The organism is uncultured Roseovarius sp. (assembly GCF_947489715.1).
In the GTDB taxonomy this organism is placed as follows: domain Bacteria; phylum Pseudomonadota; class Alphaproteobacteria; order Rhodobacterales; family Rhodobacteraceae; genus Roseovarius.
In genome coordinates this window covers 21247-41961 of record NZ_CANLER010000014.1, presented here as the reverse complement: position 1 = coordinate 41961, position 20715 = coordinate 21247, and the positions used below count along the sequence as shown (strand labels likewise).

Below are 20715 nucleotides of genomic sequence, written 5' to 3'. Positions count from 1 at the left end.
TTGGCTAACCACGACAACGCAGGTTCGTACAGCGATTATCCTCATTTACACTAACAATGCAGCCCCAATCAGAATGCCGCGGAGACCAACCTCGAGGCCTCCGTTGCGCGATAGAAACAATCACGACAAAGCCATGGCCTCACTAGGTAGGCGGACTGGGTTTCCAGCACCTCGTCGAGATGACGAGCTACCACGTAGGACTGCGTGACCACCTCGACCAGTTCAAGAGCATTCGAGCCAAGTATGTCCAAGAGCCCTTTCTTACGTGGACGGCAATCGAGGTTGCGGGCTTTGTTCGTGGGGGCGCCATTGTTGAGATCAAATGTATCGCCCGACGGGCTTAGCCGACATTCGTACAAAGCGCAGCATCCGGTAATCTGGGCTCCGAGCGATGAATCACTGCCCCCTGCCGGAATGCCCGCTGCCAGATAACGAACGGCACACCATCATTGTGATAATTCGAGAAACCTGTGCATTTGCTGACAGTTCGCCGGTAAGTGCGGTATCTGGCGATTGGCCGGTCTCAGTGCGCGACAGCATCGCGGATCGCTGCGCCACCGCAAGGCGGTTCGAGCTCATTTCAGAAGTGCCTAATTTTCGCTGCACCGCTGAAAATTATTATTTGCATTGCGGTGTAGATTGTGGTCGCTCACGCGAACTGCAGAAAGTTTCAAGCCGCCAATACCGGGACCCCAGGACAATCAGAACTTCCGATGCGCTCGCCTCAGCGGCGGGTCCGTCGTAGAAACTGCAACTGGAATCACCTATTGTGCGGGTTCTTGTATAAGGCTCTTGGATAAACCCTCTGGCTTCTAGTCGGATGTCCTTTAATGGTAAAAATCCACCCTATGTTGCAACCAAGTAGAATTGTTACGGGGTTCCTACGCAGACTTCTGCACTTCGTTGCGCCGGTTTCGGCGCAAGACTAGTCCCAGCCCGAAGACGCTGACATCCCCCAGAACCGAGATTACGCGATGCGCGGCCGCTGCGCCCAGACCGGCGCCCTGGCCAATGAAAAGCCCGAGGCCCAAGGCGATGATCCCGTCCCGAATGCCGACCCCACCCGGTGCGCCCGGTATCAGAAAACCAGTGACCCAGGCAGTGGTGAAGATCGCCGTGCACTGCAGCAGGCTGACGTCGCCTTCCGAGTGGATTGCCCGCGCGACACACCAGAGTGATACTCCCAACAGCATGAAGTTGAAGCCATGCAGCAGCAGCGGGGCAACGCATTTTGAAAAAACGAGCTTTGGTTTCCCGGCCTTGCGCCATATCAGGAACTGGCCGATGGCAATACCGGCCAGAAGCGCGAAGAAAATCATCACGGCCGATCTGTTCAGCCAGGTCTCGGGAACGTTCGTCGTAATCGCGGCGATGAAATCGGGCTTGATCAGCAGCAGCACGCCGACGATCAGAACACTGCTAGTAACCAGAAAACCGACCTCCAGCAGCAGCGATGATGCGATGACGGCAGACTGCACCCCATCAGCGCGCGCCAGCCCGAACCGCCCCAGAAGATGGGCCACGTTTCCGGGGATGTATTTCCCGATCTGAGATACCAGAAGCTGGCTTTCGGCGCGGGCCCGCGGCAGGGCTGTGTGGTGGATGTTCAGCGTCGCCCTCCAAGCCGCGGCGCCGACGATCTGCGACAGAAAATAGAGGGTGTACCCGCCCGACAATGCAAGCCAGGTACTGCCGGAGCCAAGGTCGAACACCGGCATGTCGCCCGCATGGCGCACCAGAATGACGCCGATGAAGATCAGCGCGGCGGCGGTTCCGATATAGCGCAGGGCGGCGGCCATCGAGTCAGGTCTTGCGGGCGAGGACGAGATAGCCGATCCCGCGGTCGCCGTTCAAAAACATCTTCTGGATCTTCCAGAGCAACCGCATCGCCAGCGTTCCGGGCGGCGAGCTGTAGATCGGCCAGATGCTGGTCAGCAGGCTGCGGTCCGAGCCGCTGGCACCGGTGCGTTCGTCCTGCTTCATCTGGTTGCCGCCGCGTTTGGCGGTCTGGTTGTCGTAGATCCGGGCGCTCAGGCGTTCCATGATATTGGCCAGCGGAAAGCCGTAGCACTGCACCTTCACGACCTCGAACCCGGCCTTTTCGACTAGCTCCACAAGATCGCTGCGCCGATAACGCCGGTAGTGCCCGGCCCAGGCGTCCGCCGGGTTCCAGCGCTCGGGATGCGCGGGGACCGAAACCATCAGCGCACCGCCCGGCTTCAGATAGCGCGCCCAGTCGGAAAGCGCGGCCAGGTCATCCTCGATATGTTCGAGCACTTCGAAAGCAGTCAGGTGATCAAAGCTTTCCGGCGCCAACCCGTCGCAGGTTTCGCGGATTTCGGCGGCGGGAGTTTCGACCAGAAGCGATGTGGCGATGCGCCGGGCCGACGGCGACTGATCAACGCCCACCGCCGAGAATCCCATGCCGGCCAGATCGTCCAGCAGGGCGCCCGCCCCGCATCCGATTTCCAGAAGCCGTCCGGGCGCGAACCCCTGCGCCAGGTTCAGAATGACATCGCGCCGCATCAGGTAGCGCGGGGCCGGCACCCATTGCAGGGCCGGGATGGCCAGGCCGAAATGCCTGTGTCGGATGATGGCGCCATGGTGGTTGGGTGCGGTAAGGTTGGTATCGGTCATATCGGTCACGGGTCTATCCGGCTTGAAGCGATGGGTGAAACAGGTATTGGCAGAGGGTCTGGGCAATCTGATGCGGTTGCGCCATGTCGAGCTTGCCTTCAGGTAACACCGGATAGCCCTCGGCCCGCAAGTCGGCGATGGCTTGCAGCAAGGCCTCGGGATCGGAATGGGGGATCAGCTTGATCCCTTGGGCAGCATCGCCAAAGGTTTCCGTCATAGCGGGTGAATGCCTTGTGATGACCGAACGGCCCGCTATCAGCGCCTGATAGACCTTGTTCGGCACCACCGATGCGGCCTTGCCCGAGGCGCCGAAAATGCCCAGGCAGATATCGGTCAGGGCGATTGCCCCAGTTAACTCTTCGTAAGGCACCCAATCCTGCCAGGTGATGTGGGGATGCGCCTCGCCGGCAAGCGCAAATTCGAGCAGGTTACGCTCTTGCCCGGTACCGATCAGGTGCCAGTCGATTGCGCGCCCCTTCTCCGAGGTGGCGGCGGCCAGAATGGTCTGAAGCCCGTGCAGGGGGATAAGCTGGCCGTAGAACAGCACCCTCGTGGGCCCGTCATGGAGTTCGGGAGGGGGCAGACGCCGGAAGGATCCCGGCTCGGCCCCGACCGGCACGGCGCCCAGCTTGCCCGGCGACAGGCTGAAAATCCGCGCGATGTGATCGGCATGGGATTTCGTGTCGAGCAGGACGCGGTCTGCGGCTCGGCTGGCCAGCCATTCGGTGCCCCAGAGCGCCCATGCGGTCGGGGATTTGCGCGACACCATCTGGCGATCGTGGACGACCGTATCGTAAAGCGAAAGAAACATGTCCCAGGTGATCCGCTGCCGTCGCAACCGGGCAAAGGGCCAGAGCACCAGCGTATCCAGCACCCCCAGATAGGGAATGAACACCGCTTCATGCCAGGGTGTCCGCAGGTAGCGCAGGATCAGTAGCGGATAGGCCAGAAGCGCGCGGACCAGCGCCCAGGCCATCACCGCCATGCTCATCTGGCTTTTATCGGCATGCTGCGGCCAGATTTCGGCGTGGATCTCGACCACCTCGACACCCAGTTCCTTCAACCCGTCACGCAGGATGCGCGTGCGCGGTTTGCTCAGGTCATACGTGCCCCAGAAGACCACCCGTCCGCCGCGCGGCTCCGGTCCGCCAGTGGCAGTCGGGGAGCGCGGCGGGGTGAGAGACAGATCGGCGCTCATAGGGTTAACATCCGGAAGCCGACATAGATGTCGCGGCCCAGGCCGTCCGGGGCGATCGGGGCCACGCCCGTATCCCAGATCAGTGTGACCATCGTGCCCGTTGGCCCGTCGATTGTCAAAGGATCCGACCCGATATTCAGCACCGCACCATCGGCGACAGTGCGGTTGCCGATCTGCACCGGCTGGCTGGAGTGCACCCGGTAGGTGCCGGGGAATGGCACGGGAATTGTCGCCGTGTCACCAGTCAGCGTGACCGAATGCCCGGCAAGCCAGATCGCCCCGGCGTAATGCACGTAGGACTGGCGCAGGATCGCATGATCCTCGGGCAGCAGGATCGGGACCGCCCCTTCCGGCGATGGGTCCATGGTCTGCGACAACGCGGTCTTGTTGGCGATCAGCAGGGGCGGCTGATGTTCGGCAATGATCCCGGCAAAGACAGGCTGTCCTGCTGCCTGGTATCGTGCAATGCCCCAACCCGACATGAAGAAGCCGGCATTCGGGAAGGAGGCAATCATGTGGCTGTCATCGATATAGGTCACCGGCTTGGGAAAGAGACGATGTATCTCGGTGATGGTTGCGCGCTGTGTTTCGGCGCGCTCAGGGACGGTTTGAACCACCTGCAGCCCGAAGCCTGCCAGCATCACCACCACAAGCTGGGTCAGCCGCCGCGAGTTTGCCAGGTTTTGTGCTCCAATCGCCACTGCCACCATCAGGAGCGGCACGGCGAAGGGAAAGAAATAGACAAAGGCATTGCGGTAGATCATCACGGAAATTAGCGGCGCGGCGAAGAGCACCAGCACGAGCGCCCGCCACGCATTCCCTCTGGCCGCCAGGGCAACCCCTATCAGAATGATCTGGGGGATGCTGAAAATGGCCCAGCTGAGCAATTCCGTCGCCCGGGGAAAGAAACCGCTTTTCAGAAGCGTGGTGTTGAGTGCGTCCTTGGCATTGGCCGCGGTCTCGTTGCCCTCGGCGACGCGAATGCCTGACGTGTGCCAGAGGAAGAGCGAGACGCAAATTCCGCCCGCGATAAGCCCCGCCACGATGATGCGCAACACTGCGCCGCGATCGTCGATCCGCCAGATCAACACGGCCAGAAAGACGGGCAGGTAGAGGGCCGACTTGATCGTGACCAGAACCGCCAGCGCGCTCAGCCCCGCCGCTGCCAGCATCTGCAGGGCCGAAAGGCGCGTGGTCAGCAGGATCGCGATCGACGCGGTCAGCAAAGCCGCGGCGATCGGGTCGGCGCGGAAACTGGCGCCATGGGCCAGCACGAAGCCCGAGGTCAGAAAGCCTAGAGCAGCGATTTCGGCGCAGCGCCGGTCGGTGAAATGCCGGGCGACCCGATGGATCGAAAACGTGGTCACGCCGAGGCAGCCAACCATCACCAGCCGCGCGGCAAAGATCTGCTCCATCTCCTGCCCCGGAAGCATATTGAGCCAGGTGAAGGCATGCACGAAGAAAGTCTGCATCGGCCGGTCCAGCCGCCCGTCGAGAAAGGCGTGGACGTGGGAGAGAAAATAGAATTCGTCCCAGTTCACATTGTGGGTGTAGGCCAGCACCAGGAGGAGTGCGAAGACAACGGCAATGGCAGTGCGCACGATCAGATCAAGGATGATGCCCCCCGGTCGCCCGGCGATCTGTTCGCCAAGAGTTGGGTTATACATTTTCCGCCGCCTCTGCCGGATTGAGCGGGATCACCTCGGCCGGTTTGCGCGAGGCGCGCAGCAACTCGCGGGCGCGAACGTCTTCCAGCAGATTGCGGTTGGTGGCGATGAGATCGGCCAGGATGCCGACGGCGAACATGATCGTCGCCATCGCCATAAGCACACCCGACAGAACCAGCGATTGCACGTGCCCGGCGCCGCCATTGGTGGCGTAGAAATAGAGGAATCGGCCGACGCCGAAAAGCCCGGGCAGGGCGAAGATCGCGGAAAGCGACAGGAAGAACCGCAGTGGCGCGTAGATCACGAAAACCCGCAGGATGGTGCGGGCCGAGCGGGTGACATATTCGCGGACGCCGTTGAACAGCCGTGACGGGCGCGTGACGGTGTTGACCCGGACCGGCACCGAGGTCATAGGGATATGTTTGCGGCCGGCTTGGATGATCGTCTCCAGCGTGTAGGTATAGGTGTTGATCACACAGAGCCGGGCGGCGGCATCGCGCGAATAGGCGCGAAAACCGCTGGGCGCGTCGGGGATTTCCGATTTACTCGCCAGACGCACGACCCAGCTGCCCAGCCGCTGTAGCGCTTTCTTGAGCGGTGAGAAGCATTCGATCTCGGTGATCGGGCGGGCGCCGACCACGATCTGCGCCTGACGTTTCAGGATCGGGCTGATCAGCGCGGGGATATCATCGGCGCAATATTGATTGTCGGCATCGGTGTTCACGATCACATCGGCGCCCAGCGCAAGCGCATGTTCGATCCCGGCGCTGAAGGCACGGGCGAGGCCGACATGGCTGCTCATCTGCAGGACGTGATCGGCCCCTGCAGCCCAAGCGATCTCAACGGTGCGGTCGGTGGAGCCATCGTCGATGACCAGCACTTCGACTGCGCTGATGTCGGGAATGGAACGGGGAATGGCGGCGATCGCCTCGGCAAGGGTTTCTTCCTCGTTGAGCGCCGGTATTTGAACAACCAGTTTCATGATCATGTCCACGTTGTTAGTTCCAAGGCCGGAAATGCCCCTTGTTCGAGGCGAAATTATGTCTCAACGAGGTTATTGTTGCGTAAATCCAACAAAATCGCCACACCGCACCGGATCGGGTCATGCGCGAGCGGCTTTCTCGCATTTCTGCACATGCATCCGCCGCACTCGCGTAGGCACGGTTTTCCCGCGGTTCGTGATTCCAGAATCGCCGCGCGCTGCATGAACGACCACAATTTCTGCTGCACCGCAAATCAGATCTTAATGCTAGCGCAGAAAATATCTCTCGTTGTGCGCTAGCAGCAAAAATATGGCATGTCGGCTGAGGGCTCTTACCGACCTTAGCTACAAAGCAAATAGATGACAGCGATGCGGACTTTGCGGCCATTGCGCTTTCGGGTGTTTGCTGGCGCAGCATCTGCTCGCAGGCGCAGCACACTCATCGCTGCGCTGCGGCCGATGTCTCCAAACCTGCCATTCAAATCCAGTCTGAGGCGCGATTTCCAAATTGCCCATTCACTGAGGTCAGCACCTACAATCGAGGCGTAGAAAAAGTTGACTTTCATCGCGCTAACGCCAATCACCGCTTTTCTACTGGTAACAAATGCTATGCGCCTTATGACACAGTGTCGCGCTCCAAGCATAATTCATAGGATGAGCATAGGACAGTTGCTAAACTTTAGAAATCATCGAATTCCGGGACATTACCTAGCCTGACGAGGAATCTTGGCAATCCAACTTCGCCACTGTTCGAATCCTCACTGATCATGTAGGCATCAGCGCCCGCGCAATCTTCGAATTGAGCCTCCCTTTCGGCTCTGTTTTGTGCCTCAGACGCAGTGGAATGCTCTAATTGTTTAGCTATTTTCAAACCTGCTTGCCCATCACTCCCTGCCTTCTTCTCCACATATGTTTGGCAGATATAGTGAATTTTTGTTGCGCTCTCGTCTGAATTTGACATGGATAATTCCTTGGAAAGAGTGGGGCCGATTGCTGAGCTTTGGAGAGGCACGGCTCGAACGACTTTTTTTGTTTACGTCCCGCTCGACTAGGATACGAGCGGTGAGGTTCGAAATTATCCGAAAACACGAGACCAGCGACTCTGTGTCATCGCTTTGTGACTGCAATAGATGTACTTGTCCCGTGTGCTTTCGCACTTGTTTTTGGTTGTGTGTTTGCTTCTCTTTCCAGGCGGGCCTTGCGAAGACGGGCAATCTTAACTTGTCGTTGTTCAGCTTCGTCCTAGACCATTTTCCTAGCGATACGTGTCGTTTTGTCCATCGGCGTTTCCGGTTTGGAGTCTTGTGCTTTGAACACTGATGTTTTTGTTAGCTTTGCCAACTTTCAATCTCCTTTGTGGCTTCAGGTCGGTAAGTCCGAGCGAGGTTTTTCAACCAGTGTCAGATATTCGACCTTGCCATCGGTGTGTCGCAACTGTCTCTTGGGCCTTTCACTGGGTAGTTTTGTTTCGACGTCGGGAGCGGTCATTGCATGCATTAATGCTTTGTAGTTCATCAGAAACGTCGTTTCGGATCTCACCCAAAGCGTTGACAGTTTCGTGCTAATGACAAGATGATCGCTGTTTGCGCCGATCAAGACACTTCCCCAGAGGCTGTAGATCCTCGCTCGTATTGCCAGATTTTGCCGTTAATCAAGTTGTCAAAATTGGCATTCATAAGGACCATGACAGCTTCGCAAATGCCGCCCTATTCGATAAAACCACGTTCACATGCCCTGTGTTGAACAAATTTCACAAGAGATGTGGGTCTGCGCGATAACATCGGCATCCTCCTCAATTATCAGATACCAGCTACTGGACGTGACAGCCGAATTTTATGATGGATTGTTGGAGTTCGCTCTGGCAGGCGATGGGCTTTAGGCCGCAGAAAACCACAACTTTTGTATTAGCTACATAGTCCTTTGATGTTGGTATTACAACGTTGGCGAATTTTGATATGTTTCCAAAGCTACCAATGCACTCGTAACGAGTGAGGGTTAGCAGGCCTTCTCCATGTGTATCGGTACAACGTTCGCCTGCTACGACATTTTTGCATGCCACCTGATGCCGACATTCGCTGCATTACAAATAATCGGTGAAGAGGGATAAATCTTGGTACTGCTTGTCGTGTTGAGTGCAACCGTTTCGAAATGACGAACGGCTGGAACCGTTCGTCATGTTCTTTAGATCTCGATTTGTTCGGCGATGCTGAGTGCATCTTCTAGTTCAACTCCGAGATAGCGCACAGTACTGTCCACCTTGCTATGCCCAAGCAAAAGTTGAACCGCGCGAAGGTTTCCAGTTTTCCGATAGATTTCGGCAGCTTTGGTACGGCGCATCGAGTGGGTACCATAGCCGCTTGGCTCCAATCCGATTGCGACCACCCAGCCTCGTACCAACCGACCATATTGACGCGTTGAGATATGCGGACGGTCGTGAAATCGACTGGGAAACATGAAACAGCAGCCAACCATCACCGGCGATGCGATCCAATTGGTCACAGAATCGCGTGTGTTCTCAGTAAGCTCGAATTGCACGGGCCGGTTTGTCTTACTTTGGATTACAGACACCCTCTCTCGAACGCGGCCGGTGCCGACAAGGTCAGTCACTCTGAGTTTCACCAAGTCACAACCGCGCAATTTGCTGTCGATGGCCACGTTGAACAGAACCAGATCACGCAGATTGCCCGCCAGTTCTAACCGGGCACGGATTGCCCATACCTGCTTTGGGAGAAGTGGGCGCTTTTGCCCAACTAGGCGACCTTTGTTCCAGGCTCTGCGTTTCGGGGTTACGGCAGGAAGTTGGACTCTTGGCATGATTTGCCCTCCATCCATCCCTCCGAACCCAAACAACAGCACAGCGCTGACGGCAGCATTCTACCTGGCGCTGCAACGTCAGCTTCGTTGTCTTATTGCAGCGGGATAGTGCCGCGCACATTCGACTGGTTTAAGGCCATAGGAGAAGTGCCAATTCATGCAATGTTCGCACGCAGCGCACGGTACCGTGACTCCGCTGAATGATATCTACTTTCCTTAAAGTTCCAAGCAAGCTGTTGCCGCTATCTACCCTTGTAGTATTGGCGAAAGCCGGACGGCTTTACTTCTTATCGCGCGCGGATTTTTCTTCTTTAGTTGGCTTGTTGTTCCAAACATTGTTGCTCAGGCCTAGTTCAGCTGGCATCGGTTTGGTCTTACCGACACTGACTTTACCGCCCTTGCTCAGAAATTCCTGAATAAGAGCATCATTTGTGGTTTTTTTGGGGATATGTTTCATAGTAATGAGCCTAGTCTTCGCCATGCTTCTGAGCAACAAACTTTGTGCTACAAAGCGCCCCTTCTTCTAAAGGACCGAACTGCGCGTTCGTGTTAGTTTTGACTTCTGGATGCGTTGGGTGTAGCGATACCTTGTGGTTAAGAAAATCGTCGTTGCGGTGCTGCCGATGGCGAATAACCACTGCCTTTCGAAACATGTAGCATATTTTCTGTTCCCGATTTGGGCGCAGGGATCATCATGTTGTCACACCCAAGTTTTGCAGCCCGGGTAATCTTCCACGAGGAAAAGGCTGATCAAATTGGGAAATTGCACACTCAACGACAAATTGGGAAGGCGTTTGAAATCAGAGCAATCGTCATTCCTATCGTCGAGCAACAAATTCCGGATTGCCGTTGTCGCGGCAATCGTGCTGGCAACAACAGGTATAGTTTTCCTACAAATTCCACTCTGATCCAGCTTGCTAAATCTCAATCAATGAGGAATATATCCATGTCATTCAATGACTTATTTTCTAAAGAAGCCGATATAAAGAAAGCAGCGGAAGAAACAAAAAGCAAGGACAACCCCACCGCTGAGTTCAAGAACAAAGAGCATTCCAAAGACCAGCCTGACAAAGTCGAAGGCTAGGGGTAATCGGCAAAACATGGTTTGAAGAAAGGATCATGTAACTTCCAAGGTTAAACCAACGGGTGAAAATAGCAGCAATGGATAGAGGCTTGTCTTCAGTGGACATGGCGTTGCTACAACTGCTCATCAGAGCGGGCCCTCATACTTTCCCGTTGGTAACCAACGAGGCTGACGACCGTGCGACGTTTCATGCCGAAGATCTGGTGGCAAAGGGTTTCATTGAACGAGCCGCCGCCTTGCCGAATACGGGGACTACATATGCAATTACCCTGAAAGGCCGGTTTGTTTTTGATAGATTTCTGAGTTTCGACTGAGCGTAAGACAACACCAAGATCACTGTTTGAAAATCTGCGGGCTACTTTAGTAGCTCACAACAGTGTCTGTGCCTAGCTCGTTTACCTGATGCGGAATTGACTCGAGGAAACTAGAAATTGAAGCCGTTCGCAGAAGTTCCAATCATGACCGTACTCGAAACGCGGACTCTGATAAGTAATGCATTCAAATTGCCCAGGCTTGCATCGCAAAATGAAATGATGATTGGCGTACGAATTCTTGAGGCAGTTGCCAGTTGCGGATTAAACAAAATGCCGATCCAAAGGTATCCGAGCGCGAAAAAAAGCCCGAGAGTTGAGGCGCGCCGTCAACGTATGGCTGATATCTTGTCAAATAGACCGCTAGGTAGGTCGGAGCTCAGCGAATTGTTTCCAGACCTGACACCGGGTAACATTCGCGATGACTTGGCCCATCTGTTGCGGTCCGGTTTGGCGATCAGGATCGGCACTGGAAGCAAAATCAAGTATATCAAACAATTCAGAGCGCTATAGCCTCTAACCAGACAAAAGACCCGTTCTGCAGGATTTCGACAGTCGGCCGGAGACGTAATCTCACCGATATCTTGCTTAATTCGCCCCAATTATCTTCGAAGGATGTCGACTTCAGGTGGAGGAGCCAGTTCGTCAGCAAACGCTTGATTGCCAAGACATGACGAATTTTTGTTGAGCGGTAATCTGTTAGAATGGAATGAGGGGTTTAAGGTAAAACGTCGCAAGCGTTTTGGTTTCTGTGGATTGAAAACAGTAGCTCGAATGATTAGGTACGACTTACAAAGTTGCATCTATCCGTAGGCTCGAAGCAGAGCCTGACCGATTGGTGGCAATCCGCTATCATTACAAATCAAAAGTCTTGCCCCTTGCCAGGGACTTGACGCATTGAAAGGGTCGCCAGTGACCTCGTGCACGACGACGTCGACTGTGACGTTTGTTTTTCCATTCGTTTTGCCTGGTTATTCCGATGAGTTTCCTGCGGGTAGCTATGAAATAATCGCGGAGGACGAACTTCTCGCGAACCTCAGCTTTGCGGCATATCGCCGGACAGCCACGTATATACGGCTCGAAGGGCCCGACGGCACAGGCCGGATCGAATTGCGGCCAGTAGATCAGCAGGATTTGGAACTAGTTCTTGAGCGAGACCGGTCTCGCTTAAACCAACAAAAAAACAGCGAGGCGGCGCTTTCTCCGCAGGAGGTAAACTAATGACTTTTCCAGAATGGACCAAACCCGGCGTCTATGGCGCCATAGTAGGCGCCATTGCCGTATCTATCGTTGGCTTTGGCTGGGGCGGTTGGATGACCAGCGGCAGTGCGAACAAGATGGCAAAAGTTCAGGCCGCCAAAGAAGTAGCGCAAGCCATGGCACCCGTTTGCCGAAAATTGTCTGAGGCAGACCCACTGCGCGTTTCGAAACTGGCGACCATTCAGGAGGCAAAAGGCTACAACCGCAGCAAGGCGGTGATGAAAACCGGCTGGGCGACCCCACCGGGTACCGAAGTGCCAAACCGCGACATGGCGGAGGCGTGCATAGATGGGCTTGAACTGGATGCGTCATAACGATGAGGGAACGCTGTCACGCAACATGGCATTAGGCGCTGCAATCTGCGTGCGTCCTCCAATTTTCCGTAAGAAAGGTTTGATGATGCTTTTTGCAGGCACAATTTGCGCTCTGCTGGCATTTGCAGCGCCGTCTTTTTCACAATCGGGGACTGGATCGATCCCTGGCAATGCGCACGCCAAAAACTATGGCGAGGGATGGAACTGCGATCTCTCCTATCGACTGGCAGGGGATCAATGTGTCGCTGTTATTGTGCCGCAAAACGCTTATCTCACCAATAAAGCTTACGGTGAGGGGTGGGAATGCCAGCACGGCTTTCAGGAAGTGAATGGGGATATCTGTGTAGAAGTTACTGTTCCTTCAGGGGGTTATCTCGATTCATCCGGGGAGCAGTGGAAATGCCTGCGCGGTTTCCGGAAGGTCGGTAAGACCTGCGAAGAAATCGAGTTGCCGGATCACTCCTACCTGTCAGAAAATACCTACGGCTCAGATTGGAAATGTGATCGGGGCTACGAGGCCAACGGAAATGAATGCGTTGCCATCGAGGTACCGGAAAACGCCTATCTGAATTCAAAAGGTTACGGCGCATCCTGGACTTGCGAACGCGGCTACATAGAGGCAGACGGCAAATGCGAGGCCGTTGTCATACCCCAAAACGCTTACTTCTACGATGCAAGCTATGGTTCAGGTTGGAAATGCGACCGCGGATTTGAGGCGATTTCTGAAAACTGCATTAAAATAATCCTTCCGGGGAACGCGCATCTCGATCGATCTGGCAATCGGTGGTCGTGCAACAAGAACTTCCGACGCTCAAAGGGCCGTTGCCGTCTGAACAACTGACACGCTGGGTCCAATCACCCAATACACAGCGCGAAGTTCCCCGAGAACGAGATTCAGCGCGCGTGCAATTCGATCAAAAGGACGAAACATGGACATCGAGCTAAAAATCTCAGATTCAAAAAAACGAAATTCAAGAGGGGCGCAAGCTCCTGCACCCGCAGCTCCACGAAATACGCCTAAACCACCCAGAAAATTTATCTCAGAGGCACCAACCGCAATCGTCTATTGCGAAGGCAATTTCGGAGAGATCGACGGAAAGACCGCCAACGGGCTTGTCCGACATTCGCAGGCCTATCGTATCGTGTCAGTTATCGACAGCAAAAACCAAGGGCTGGATAGCGGGCAAGTCCTCGACAATATTATCAATTACGTCCCAGTATTCTGCGATCTTGTAGCGGCTGTCGAGCACCAGGCGACCATCCCCGACACCTTTATCTACGGTATGGCCCCATCCACCGGAAGGCTATCGTTGAAAGATCGAGGCATCGTTCTGGAAGCGATCGAATTTGGCATGAACATCGTCAGCGGATTGCACGAATATCTCAGCGATGATCAAGAGATTGCCGCCGCCGCCAGAACGCGAGACGTCACCATTCGGGACATCCGCAAACCGCGCCCGAGCAAAGACATGCGCCTGTTTGACGGCAGTATCGCGGAGGTCAAGGCGATACGGATCGCGGTTATGGGGACGGATTGCGCGATCGGGAAACGCACGACTGCTACGGTGCTTGCCCGAGCGCTGAATGAGAAAGGCATCAAGACTGTACTTGTCGGCACGGGTCAGACTGGTCTGATGCAAGGCGCAAGATTTGGTATTGCGATGGACGCGGTGCCGCCCCAGTTTTGCTGTGGCGAGCTGGAACGGACCATCGTCGAAGCGTCGGTCATTGAGCAGCCCGAAGTCATTTTGATCGAAGGCCAGGGAGCATTGAGTCATCCGGCTTTTTGCACTTCCGCCTTCATTTTGCGCGGCAGTCAGCCCCAGGCGGTCATTCTCCAGCATGCCCCGCGACGGGCTCATCGTTGTGATTTCCCAGATATGCCGATGCCAGACCCATCAGATGAAATCGCCCTCATCGAAGCGTTTGCGGATACCAAGGTGATCGGTTGTACACTCAATCACGAAGGCATGACGGCTGACGAAACCGGGCAGGCCATCGAGGAGCATAGGACGAAACTTGGCCTGTCGGTCACAGATGCCTTGAGCCAGCCAGTAGAAGAGTTGATCGCCATTGTGCTAATGGCTTATCCCCATTTGCAGAAACAACCTGTCGTGGCCGCAGGATGACCGCACCGCGCATCGACGTAGATTTGGAAAAAATCCGGTTGAATGCCCAATGTCTTGTCAACAGGCTGAAGCCGCGGGGTATCGGTGTAACTGGTGTAACCAAGGCCGTTTGCGGCCACCCTGATATTGCGAATGCCATGTTGCATGGTGGCGTGACCGGATTGGCCGAGACACGCATCGCGAATGCGGAACGGATGCGTCGGGCGGGCATTGCGTGCCCGATTTCGATGCTCCGCACACCGATGTTGAGCCAGATAGACCGGATTACGAAGAGTTGCGGCGCCAGTTACAATACCGAAATTGCCGTGATCGCGTCTCTGGCCGAAGCTTCGTTACGGCAGAACGAGGTTCACAACATCATTCTGATGGTCGAAATGGGCGATATGCGCGAGGGGATCGAACCCGGCGATCTTGAAACAATAGCGCGACAGGTCACCAGAATGCCGGGTGTCGCCCTGAAGGGTATCGGTGCCAACTACGCCTGCCTCAACGGCATGGTCCCAGACAACGAGACAATGCTGGACTTTTCAATGCTGGCAAACGACATCGAAGGCGCATGTGGTCCATTTATTGAAACGGTTTCAGGCGGAAATTCCGCGAACTTACCATGGGCCATGAGTTCTCAAAAAACTGGTCGTATCAATGATCTGAGATTGGGTGAGGCCATCCTGCTTGGCGTTGACCCAATTTCGGGTCAACAAATCGGAGGATTGTACCGAGATGCATTCACGCTCACCGCTGAAGTGATTGAAGCCAAATCCAAACCAGAGCCACCGACTGCGCTGATTTCTGAAACGGCCTCCTCCGGGTTACGTCTTGTGCCTGATTGTTGCGACAAGAAGCGTTCGATACTCGCAATCGGACATCAGGATATTGATATTTCTGGTCTGGTGTTTCCACCAGGCATTGTGCCGGTTGGTGCAACCAGCGACCATTTGGTCGTCGAAGCGTATGACCAAGGGTTACAGGTCGGAAGCGAAGTCAGCTTTCAGCTAAAATACAGCGCCTTGATGCGAAGTATGAGCGCACCTGGCATAGAAAAGATAATGCGTCATTCGGGGGCTTCACCCATACCTGAACTCGCGAAACGCAATCGCTCTGACTTAGCCCTGGTTTAGCTCGAATGGAGGAAAAAGCGACCAAACAAACTCTGGAGGTAAATTCGACGGTTCAGGCAATCAATGATGTCCCCAAAGGCCGCACTTGTTTGAGATGCCGCCAAGTTTTTGACAGCACAGGGTTCGGAGATAGAATTTGCCGTCGTTGCAAAGGAAGCAAGCAATGGCGAGATGGCATTCCACCAACCTTCGGCTCGCCCAGCAAACGCTGAGTTTGCTAATCGTGAATTCGCTTTCTGCACTTACATTCGCTGCGCTGATGTGAGGCGGAATATCCCGCAGTTCGAATTTAGATGCGACTGGATGAACGGCTTCTTTATTCCCTTGATAGGGCAACATGAAATATTACGCCACTGCAGCAAAGTCTATGCTCCGAGCACACGCAGCATAGAATTAGCACTTCTTCTTTGGGCTCAATGCTGCCAATCAAAGAAATCGGACCTACGCAAAGGCTCCCTATCCCGCCATTTCGCCCACGGCCCGTAGCTGCCATACGGCAGCTTTCAGAATCCACCCAACGGTTTCCCGAAAGCAGTCGTTGATGCATGGCGCAGCATTTTCGAGCGCTCATCCTTTCCATACATCTTGCGAGATGTTGAGAAGCTGGTTCTGAACCCATTGACCTGCTTGGCCCAGAACGCGATGTTCTGTCCAGACTAGATCAATACCTTCTAGCGCGTCGCTTTGCTGGAACGTGTATTCAATCTGAGCCAGCTTGTTTGCCCTCAGCAATTCTCTGACAACTGGCAATGGTAATTCGGCCCATCCCAAACCGCGCAAGACCAGGTCTACAATCATGTGTGGGCTTTCCGCATACCAAACCGAAGCGCTCTTGATTTCCCCGACCTGACCCGGGATGTTGCGTGAGCGGCTTCTGAGGACCAACTGGCGATATTGCCGCAGATCTCTGTGAGCCACATGTTTCAAATTGGCCAGAGGATGGGATGCGCCACAAACTGGGATTAATGCCGAATGCCCCACGCCGCGGAATTGAAAGCCTGCGGGATAACTTTCCTGTTCTGTCATAAGGCCGAGAAGTGCGCGGCCCTCTTTTAGCAAGGCCGCCGTATCGTTGGGACCGGTAGACAGGATTTCCAGCGAGACATCCGGAAATGCACCTGAGAAAGCGTTCAATACATCCAGAACCGGCTTCAGATTGATCCCCTGCTCGATGGCTATGCAAAACTTGTCCTCAACCCCTTCCGACATCGACGTCGCCTTTGCAAAGAACTCCTGGTTTCCCAGCAAAATGCCCTTCGCGTAAGGCAGCAAAGATTGCCCGGCCTGCGTCAGTGTCGGGGACCTGCTACTGCGATCGAAGAGTTGAAGGTCTGTGTCGATTTCGAGATTGGCTATTGCAGTGGATACAGCTGACTGCGCCTTCTTCATTTTTCGCGCAGCCGCAGAGAAAGAACCAAGCTCTGCAGCAAATACAAACGCCTGCAAGCTTTCGGGTGACGGCATGAAATACCTATCTGATATTCAGATACTAATTAACTATTAATACTAAATATCTTCGATAGAAGCAATTCCAACAATGGAGTCTCATATGTCGGATAAAGTCATCTTGAGGTCTGGAAAAGATCGTCTGCGCTATACAATCTGCTTCGAACTGTTGCTGATGGCAATTTTAGTGCCTGTAGGAGCGGCTTTTTTCGATAAACCCGTTGCAGAAATCGGCGTGCTTGGTGCCGTTCTCGCCGGCAAAGCAATGCTGCTAAATCTCGTTTACAATTGGCTGTTCGACAAAATTGACGCCCGCTCCGGGCGAGTGTCTAGTGAACGGTCACATGTCGGGCGGATTCTGCATGCCTTCGGTTTCGAGATTTCCCTAACCGTTACCTCGTTGCCAATATACATTTGGTGGCTCGGCATTGGATTGCTGGACGCATTGGTAACAGACATTGTCGTCACGTCCTTTGTTGTCGCTTACACCTATGTCTTTACTTTGGCCTACGACAGGTTTTTCCCGCTGGTTCGTCGAACCAGCCCGTTGGAAACGTGAGACCAGAGTCTCGAGTTTCCTATCAGGATATTGCGAGTGCTTGTCGAGCAAAACGTTAAGGCTGGATTGATCCGGCCCATTCCAGATTCTCGTTGTGACAAGCGATGCCGCAGCGCAGCTTCCCGAAAGCGGACGTTGCCATCGCTGCGATTTCGCCAAACCTTACTCCCTCATTAGCTGTTTGATCCGGCCGATGAAGGTAGCGTCGTCCTGTACTTTCCGTCTGTCCAAAAGTTCAACGGCGTCTGCTCCGGCGCGGAACCTGAGGCGGTCGCCGGTCTCATTGGCGGCGTCCCATATCACTTCTGCAACGGTCTCAGGATCGGATGGGTTGGACGCCAGTTTTCCAAAGACCCGCCCCATGGCTTCGGCCATCGGCGCATAGTCCGAGAGGCGCTCGTCTATAGCAAAGTCGAAGGAGCTTCCGCCGAAGTTTGTTTTGATCATTCCAGGCTCGACAATGCGGACGTGGATGCCAAGCGGTTCCAGCTCGTAGTGTAGCGCTTCTGACAAGCCTTCGACCGCAAACTTGGTGCCGTGATAAAGCGTGCCAAGCGGGAATGTGATCTGACCACCAATAGACGAAATATTAATCAACGTCCCCGAACGGTTTGCCCGCATGTGCGGCAGCACGGTCTTCGTGACTTCCATCAGGCCAATCACGTTGGTGTCGAATTGACGCCGGATACGATCCATGGAGAACGCTTCCAGCGCGCCATAGGCACCGTAGCCTGCATTGTTGAGCAAGACGTCAATCTTGCAGAAACGGTCGATGCTTGATGCAACGGCATCTTTGATAGAGTCCGGATCGGTGACATCAAGACGCACCACATGGACGTTGTCCAGTTCGGCGAGGTCGCCAGCGCCATCGGGATTTCGCATCGTGGCTACGACGTTCCAACTGTTGGTTTGAAAGTGTTTGGCGGTGGCTTCGCCAATGCCCGACGAAGCACCGGTGATCAGTATAGTCTTCATGTAATTTCTCCCTCAAGCGTTGAGCTTCAGCATGTCTTCGATGCCAAAGCTGGTCATGACGTTGCGGGTGGGTCTTGGGCAACTGGTATCGAAAGCGAACTTTTCCTATCTCAAGTTCTTTGCCACCGAGTGAAGCTTTTACGGGATTAGACGGAACTCAATCCCTCATTCACATACCGTTGATTAGCAAACTTGAATGGCAGCTTCGTAACAGTTTGCGCCAGTTGATCCTGGCCGCAGCATCATGAAGTTTGGGACTCTTGGCGGCCGTCGGAGAAGATGCAGCAGTACCGGATTGCTTAACCGGATCCGATATTCAGGACGGCCCTAAGCCGACGTTCGCCAGTACGAGTTGTGACCCTTTCAAGTTTCCGCAAAGCAGACCTCGATCGATGCCGCAGCATTTTGGCCTGACGAACGGATTAAGATGTAGTTTCTGGAATAAATGCGATTTTTAACCGATCCGGATCGCGAAAACACAGACACATTCGCGTTCACTTGATATTGAGTCTTTCGACCGCCTCGTCAAAAATGTCGGTAGTAGATTTCGAAACCATACCCATAGATTGTGGGTAATTTTCGAAGCTGAAATACGGGTATTTCTTGAGCAATTTCTGCCACGTTGCCTCGGCCTCTGGTACCTTCCCTTGTAGGCTCTGAGCCAGACAGCGGATGACGTAAGTTGACTCAAAATCTGGACCTGCGCTGGCGACGACCTCTGCTTCGGATGCACGCCCCGAAAACAACAAGTTCCTTCCATGCGCGAACGCATAAAACTCAGGCGGCGTCGGACAAAGCTTGTACGCGGTTTTGATCATTTGGTCCGCAAGTTCGTATTCTCCGGCGACAAGCGTAAGTGCAGATGCTGCATTAATTGCGGCGTGTGAATCATTCTCTGCCATATCTGCAGAACGTACGGCTACATTTCTGGCTTCCTCACTGCGCCCTGTCGAAGCGAACGCTCGGGCGCATTGCGATAAAATCAATGAGTCTCTGGAATCGATCCGGCGCCCTGCTTCAGCTGAGTCCGCCATTTTTGACAGCCATTCCTCGCGGCTCGTCTCATCAGAAATGCTTTCCCCTTTGTCGCAGAACAGGGCGTGCAAAAGATGACCACGTGCGAACTCCGGATCAAGTTCGATCGCCTGCTCTGCGTGCATGAGACCCCGGCGCATGGACTTCTGATCGTAGAAATCCTCAAAATGACATGCGAGTACGTAATTTTCATATGCGTCGAGTTCAGAAGCTGGTTTGCGGACCGCGTAACGCCGTTCAGCCCTCATTACGGCGCCGGAGATACCTCCTATCAGATTTGCGACTGACAATGCGATTTCACCCGACAATTCGGGCATGGAGCCGATCGGGCGTTCAATGCAATCGGCCCAGACATGTATACCGGATCGTCCGTCAATGAGCTGGAATTGTGCTTTGAGTTGACCGCGCCCAACTGAAAGGCTGCTTTCAAGAACGTAATCGCATCTCAGCGCCTCTGCGATCTCTGTGATCTGCTTTGATTTATCTGCGGCGAAAGATGACGTCCGGGCGATAACTGCAATGTCGCTGAACCTCGCAAGGTCAGTGATCAATTCGTCGGCCATGCCATCGGCGAAACGCTGCCAGCGTTCACCTCCGATCATGCAGTCGGGGCGCAACACCGCGATCCTGGCCCGCTGTGTGGGCCCTGGCTCCGTTGCCTTTTGCCTGGCAAATTCCACGCCCTGGATCAACCGGTACCCTTTACCTCGAACCGTTTCGATGTAGGTGGGATTCACCGCGCTGTCCCCAAGAGCCTGACGCAGGTCAAAGACATATTCACGAACAAGGTCCGGTGTCACATGTATGTTTTTCCAGACGAATTTGAGGATTTCATCTTGGCTCACCACTTCGTTTGGTCTGCTCGCCAGCAGCTTCAAGACTGCGCTTGCCCGGCCAGTCAAGTGGGCGATTTCATCTCTGGATTCGAGGCGGTTCTCGTTTGGCGTAAACGTCCAAAATTGCATGATATTTAAAATTGTAGGGAGCGCGGGGAACTGAATCAACACAAACGCAACACTTGCTCAAAGGGGGACTACCCTATGATCAGGTCCATTGGCGTGAACAGAAGAACTCAGTTCCGGAATAAGAGCTTCGGAGGTGCCGCGAAAAACTGAAATTCTGCCAGCGTTCAATTGGTGGAAACAGCCTCGGCAACTTGAGGCAATTCACATCGTCAATTCCGGAT

Annotated in this window: 19 protein-coding genes; 7 read left to right on the top strand and 12 right to left on the bottom strand. The window is 54.6% G+C overall.

Annotation, left to right across the window (positions count from 1 at the left end; translation table 11 throughout):
* Positions 1-881 precede the first annotated feature (881 nt).
* The 9 genes from Q1B27_RS22945 to Q1B27_RS22905 all read right to left on the bottom strand — a co-directional run bounded on the left by Q1B27_RS22945 (position 882) and on the right by Q1B27_RS22905 (position 9755).
* Positions 882-1799: a hypothetical protein gene (locus Q1B27_RS22945; RefSeq protein WP_299851914.1), complete on the bottom strand. Its 918-nt coding sequence runs from the start codon at positions 1797-1799 to the stop codon at positions 882-884.
* 4 nt (positions 1800-1803) lie between these two features.
* The gene (locus tag Q1B27_RS22940; RefSeq protein WP_299851991.1) at positions 1804-2637 is read right to left on the bottom strand and encodes a class I SAM-dependent methyltransferase; all 834 of its coding nucleotides are present in this window, start codon (positions 2635-2637) and stop codon (positions 1804-1806) included.
* 13 nt (positions 2638-2650) lie between these two features.
* The gene (locus Q1B27_RS22935) at positions 2651-3835 is read right to left on the bottom strand and encodes a glycosyltransferase (protein ID WP_299851911.1); all 1185 of its coding nucleotides are present in this window, start codon (positions 3833-3835) and stop codon (positions 2651-2653) included.
* Positions 3832-5502 carry a hypothetical protein gene (locus tag Q1B27_RS22930; RefSeq protein WP_299851908.1) on the bottom strand — a complete coding sequence of 557 codons (1671 nt, stop codon included), beginning with the start codon at positions 5500-5502 and terminating at the stop codon, positions 3832-3834. The genes Q1B27_RS22935 and Q1B27_RS22930 overlap by 4 nt, the downstream gene beginning before the upstream one ends.
* Positions 5495-6484: a glycosyltransferase family 2 protein gene (locus tag Q1B27_RS22925; RefSeq protein WP_299851905.1), complete on the bottom strand. Its 990-nt coding sequence runs from the start codon at positions 6482-6484 to the stop codon at positions 5495-5497. Before Q1B27_RS22925 ends, Q1B27_RS22930 begins: the two co-directional genes overlap by 8 nt.
* Before the next feature lie 341 nt (positions 6485-6825).
* Positions 6826-7050 (bottom strand): hypothetical protein, encoded by a 225-nt coding sequence (locus Q1B27_RS22920; RefSeq protein WP_299851903.1) that lies wholly within the window; start codon positions 7048-7050, stop codon positions 6826-6828.
* 113 nt (positions 7051-7163) lie between these two features.
* Entirely contained in the window at positions 7164-7445 is a 282-nt protein-coding gene (locus tag Q1B27_RS22915; RefSeq protein WP_299851900.1) for a hypothetical protein, read from the bottom strand.
* Positions 7446-8665: 1220 nt separating this feature from the next.
* A complete protein-coding gene (locus Q1B27_RS22910) occupies positions 8666-9298 on the bottom strand; it encodes a tyrosine-type recombinase/integrase (protein WP_299851897.1) in 633 nt (210 codons plus the stop codon).
* A gap of 280 nt (positions 9299-9578) precedes the next feature.
* Entirely contained in the window at positions 9579-9755 is a 177-nt protein-coding gene (locus Q1B27_RS22905; RefSeq protein WP_299851894.1) for a hypothetical protein, read from the bottom strand.
* A gap of 237 nt (positions 9756-9992) precedes the next feature.
* Here Q1B27_RS22905 and Q1B27_RS22900 point away from each other — a divergent pair, with 237 nt between their 5' ends.
* The 6 genes from Q1B27_RS22900 to Q1B27_RS22875 all read left to right on the top strand — a co-directional run bounded on the left by Q1B27_RS22900 (position 9993) and on the right by Q1B27_RS22875 (position 15514).
* Positions 9993-10382 carry a hypothetical protein gene (locus Q1B27_RS22900; protein ID WP_299851891.1) on the top strand — a complete coding sequence of 130 codons (390 nt, stop codon included), beginning with the start codon at positions 9993-9995 and terminating at the stop codon, positions 10380-10382.
* An 89-nt stretch (positions 10383-10471) separates the two neighbouring features.
* Positions 10472-10696 carry a hypothetical protein gene (locus Q1B27_RS22895; protein WP_299851888.1) on the top strand — a complete coding sequence of 75 codons (225 nt, stop codon included), beginning with the start codon at positions 10472-10474 and terminating at the stop codon, positions 10694-10696.
* Positions 10697-11913: 1217 nt separating this feature from the next.
* A complete protein-coding gene (locus Q1B27_RS22890) occupies positions 11914-12267 on the top strand; it encodes a hypothetical protein (RefSeq protein WP_299851885.1) in 354 nt (117 codons plus the stop codon).
* Entirely contained in the window at positions 12242-13108 is an 867-nt protein-coding gene (locus Q1B27_RS22885) for a hypothetical protein (protein ID WP_299851882.1), read from the top strand. Before Q1B27_RS22890 ends, Q1B27_RS22885 begins: the two co-directional genes overlap by 26 nt.
* A gap of 88 nt (positions 13109-13196) precedes the next feature.
* Positions 13197-14396 carry a DUF1611 domain-containing protein gene (locus Q1B27_RS22880; RefSeq protein ID WP_299851879.1) on the top strand — a complete coding sequence of 400 codons (1200 nt, stop codon included), beginning with the start codon at positions 13197-13199 and terminating at the stop codon, positions 14394-14396.
* Positions 14393-15514, top strand: a complete 1122-nt coding sequence (locus Q1B27_RS22875; RefSeq protein WP_299851876.1) for an alanine/ornithine racemase family PLP-dependent enzyme — start codon at positions 14393-14395, stop codon at positions 15512-15514. Before Q1B27_RS22880 ends, Q1B27_RS22875 begins: the two co-directional genes overlap by 4 nt.
* A 567-nt stretch (positions 15515-16081) precedes the next feature.
* Here the strand turns inward: Q1B27_RS22875 and Q1B27_RS22870 are convergent.
* Entirely contained in the window at positions 16082-16978 is an 897-nt protein-coding gene (locus tag Q1B27_RS22870; protein WP_299851873.1) for a LysR family transcriptional regulator, read from the bottom strand.
* Between the two features lie 85 nt (positions 16979-17063).
* Between Q1B27_RS22870 and Q1B27_RS22865 the strand changes: the two genes are divergently transcribed.
* The gene (locus Q1B27_RS22865; RefSeq protein ID WP_299851870.1) at positions 17064-17519 is read left to right on the top strand and encodes a PACE efflux transporter; all 456 of its coding nucleotides are present in this window, start codon (positions 17064-17066) and stop codon (positions 17517-17519) included.
* A gap of 162 nt (positions 17520-17681) precedes the next feature.
* Here the strand turns inward: Q1B27_RS22865 and Q1B27_RS22860 are convergent, their stop codons facing one another.
* Complete coding sequence (locus Q1B27_RS22860; protein ID WP_299851867.1) at positions 17682-18494, bottom strand: SDR family oxidoreductase; 813 nt, start codon at positions 18492-18494, stop codon at positions 17682-17684.
* A gap of 494 nt (positions 18495-18988) precedes the next feature.
* Positions 18989-20536, bottom strand: a complete 1548-nt coding sequence (locus tag Q1B27_RS22855; RefSeq protein WP_299851864.1) for a winged helix-turn-helix domain-containing protein — start codon at positions 20534-20536, stop codon at positions 18989-18991.
* Positions 20537-20715: the final 179 nt, after the last annotated feature.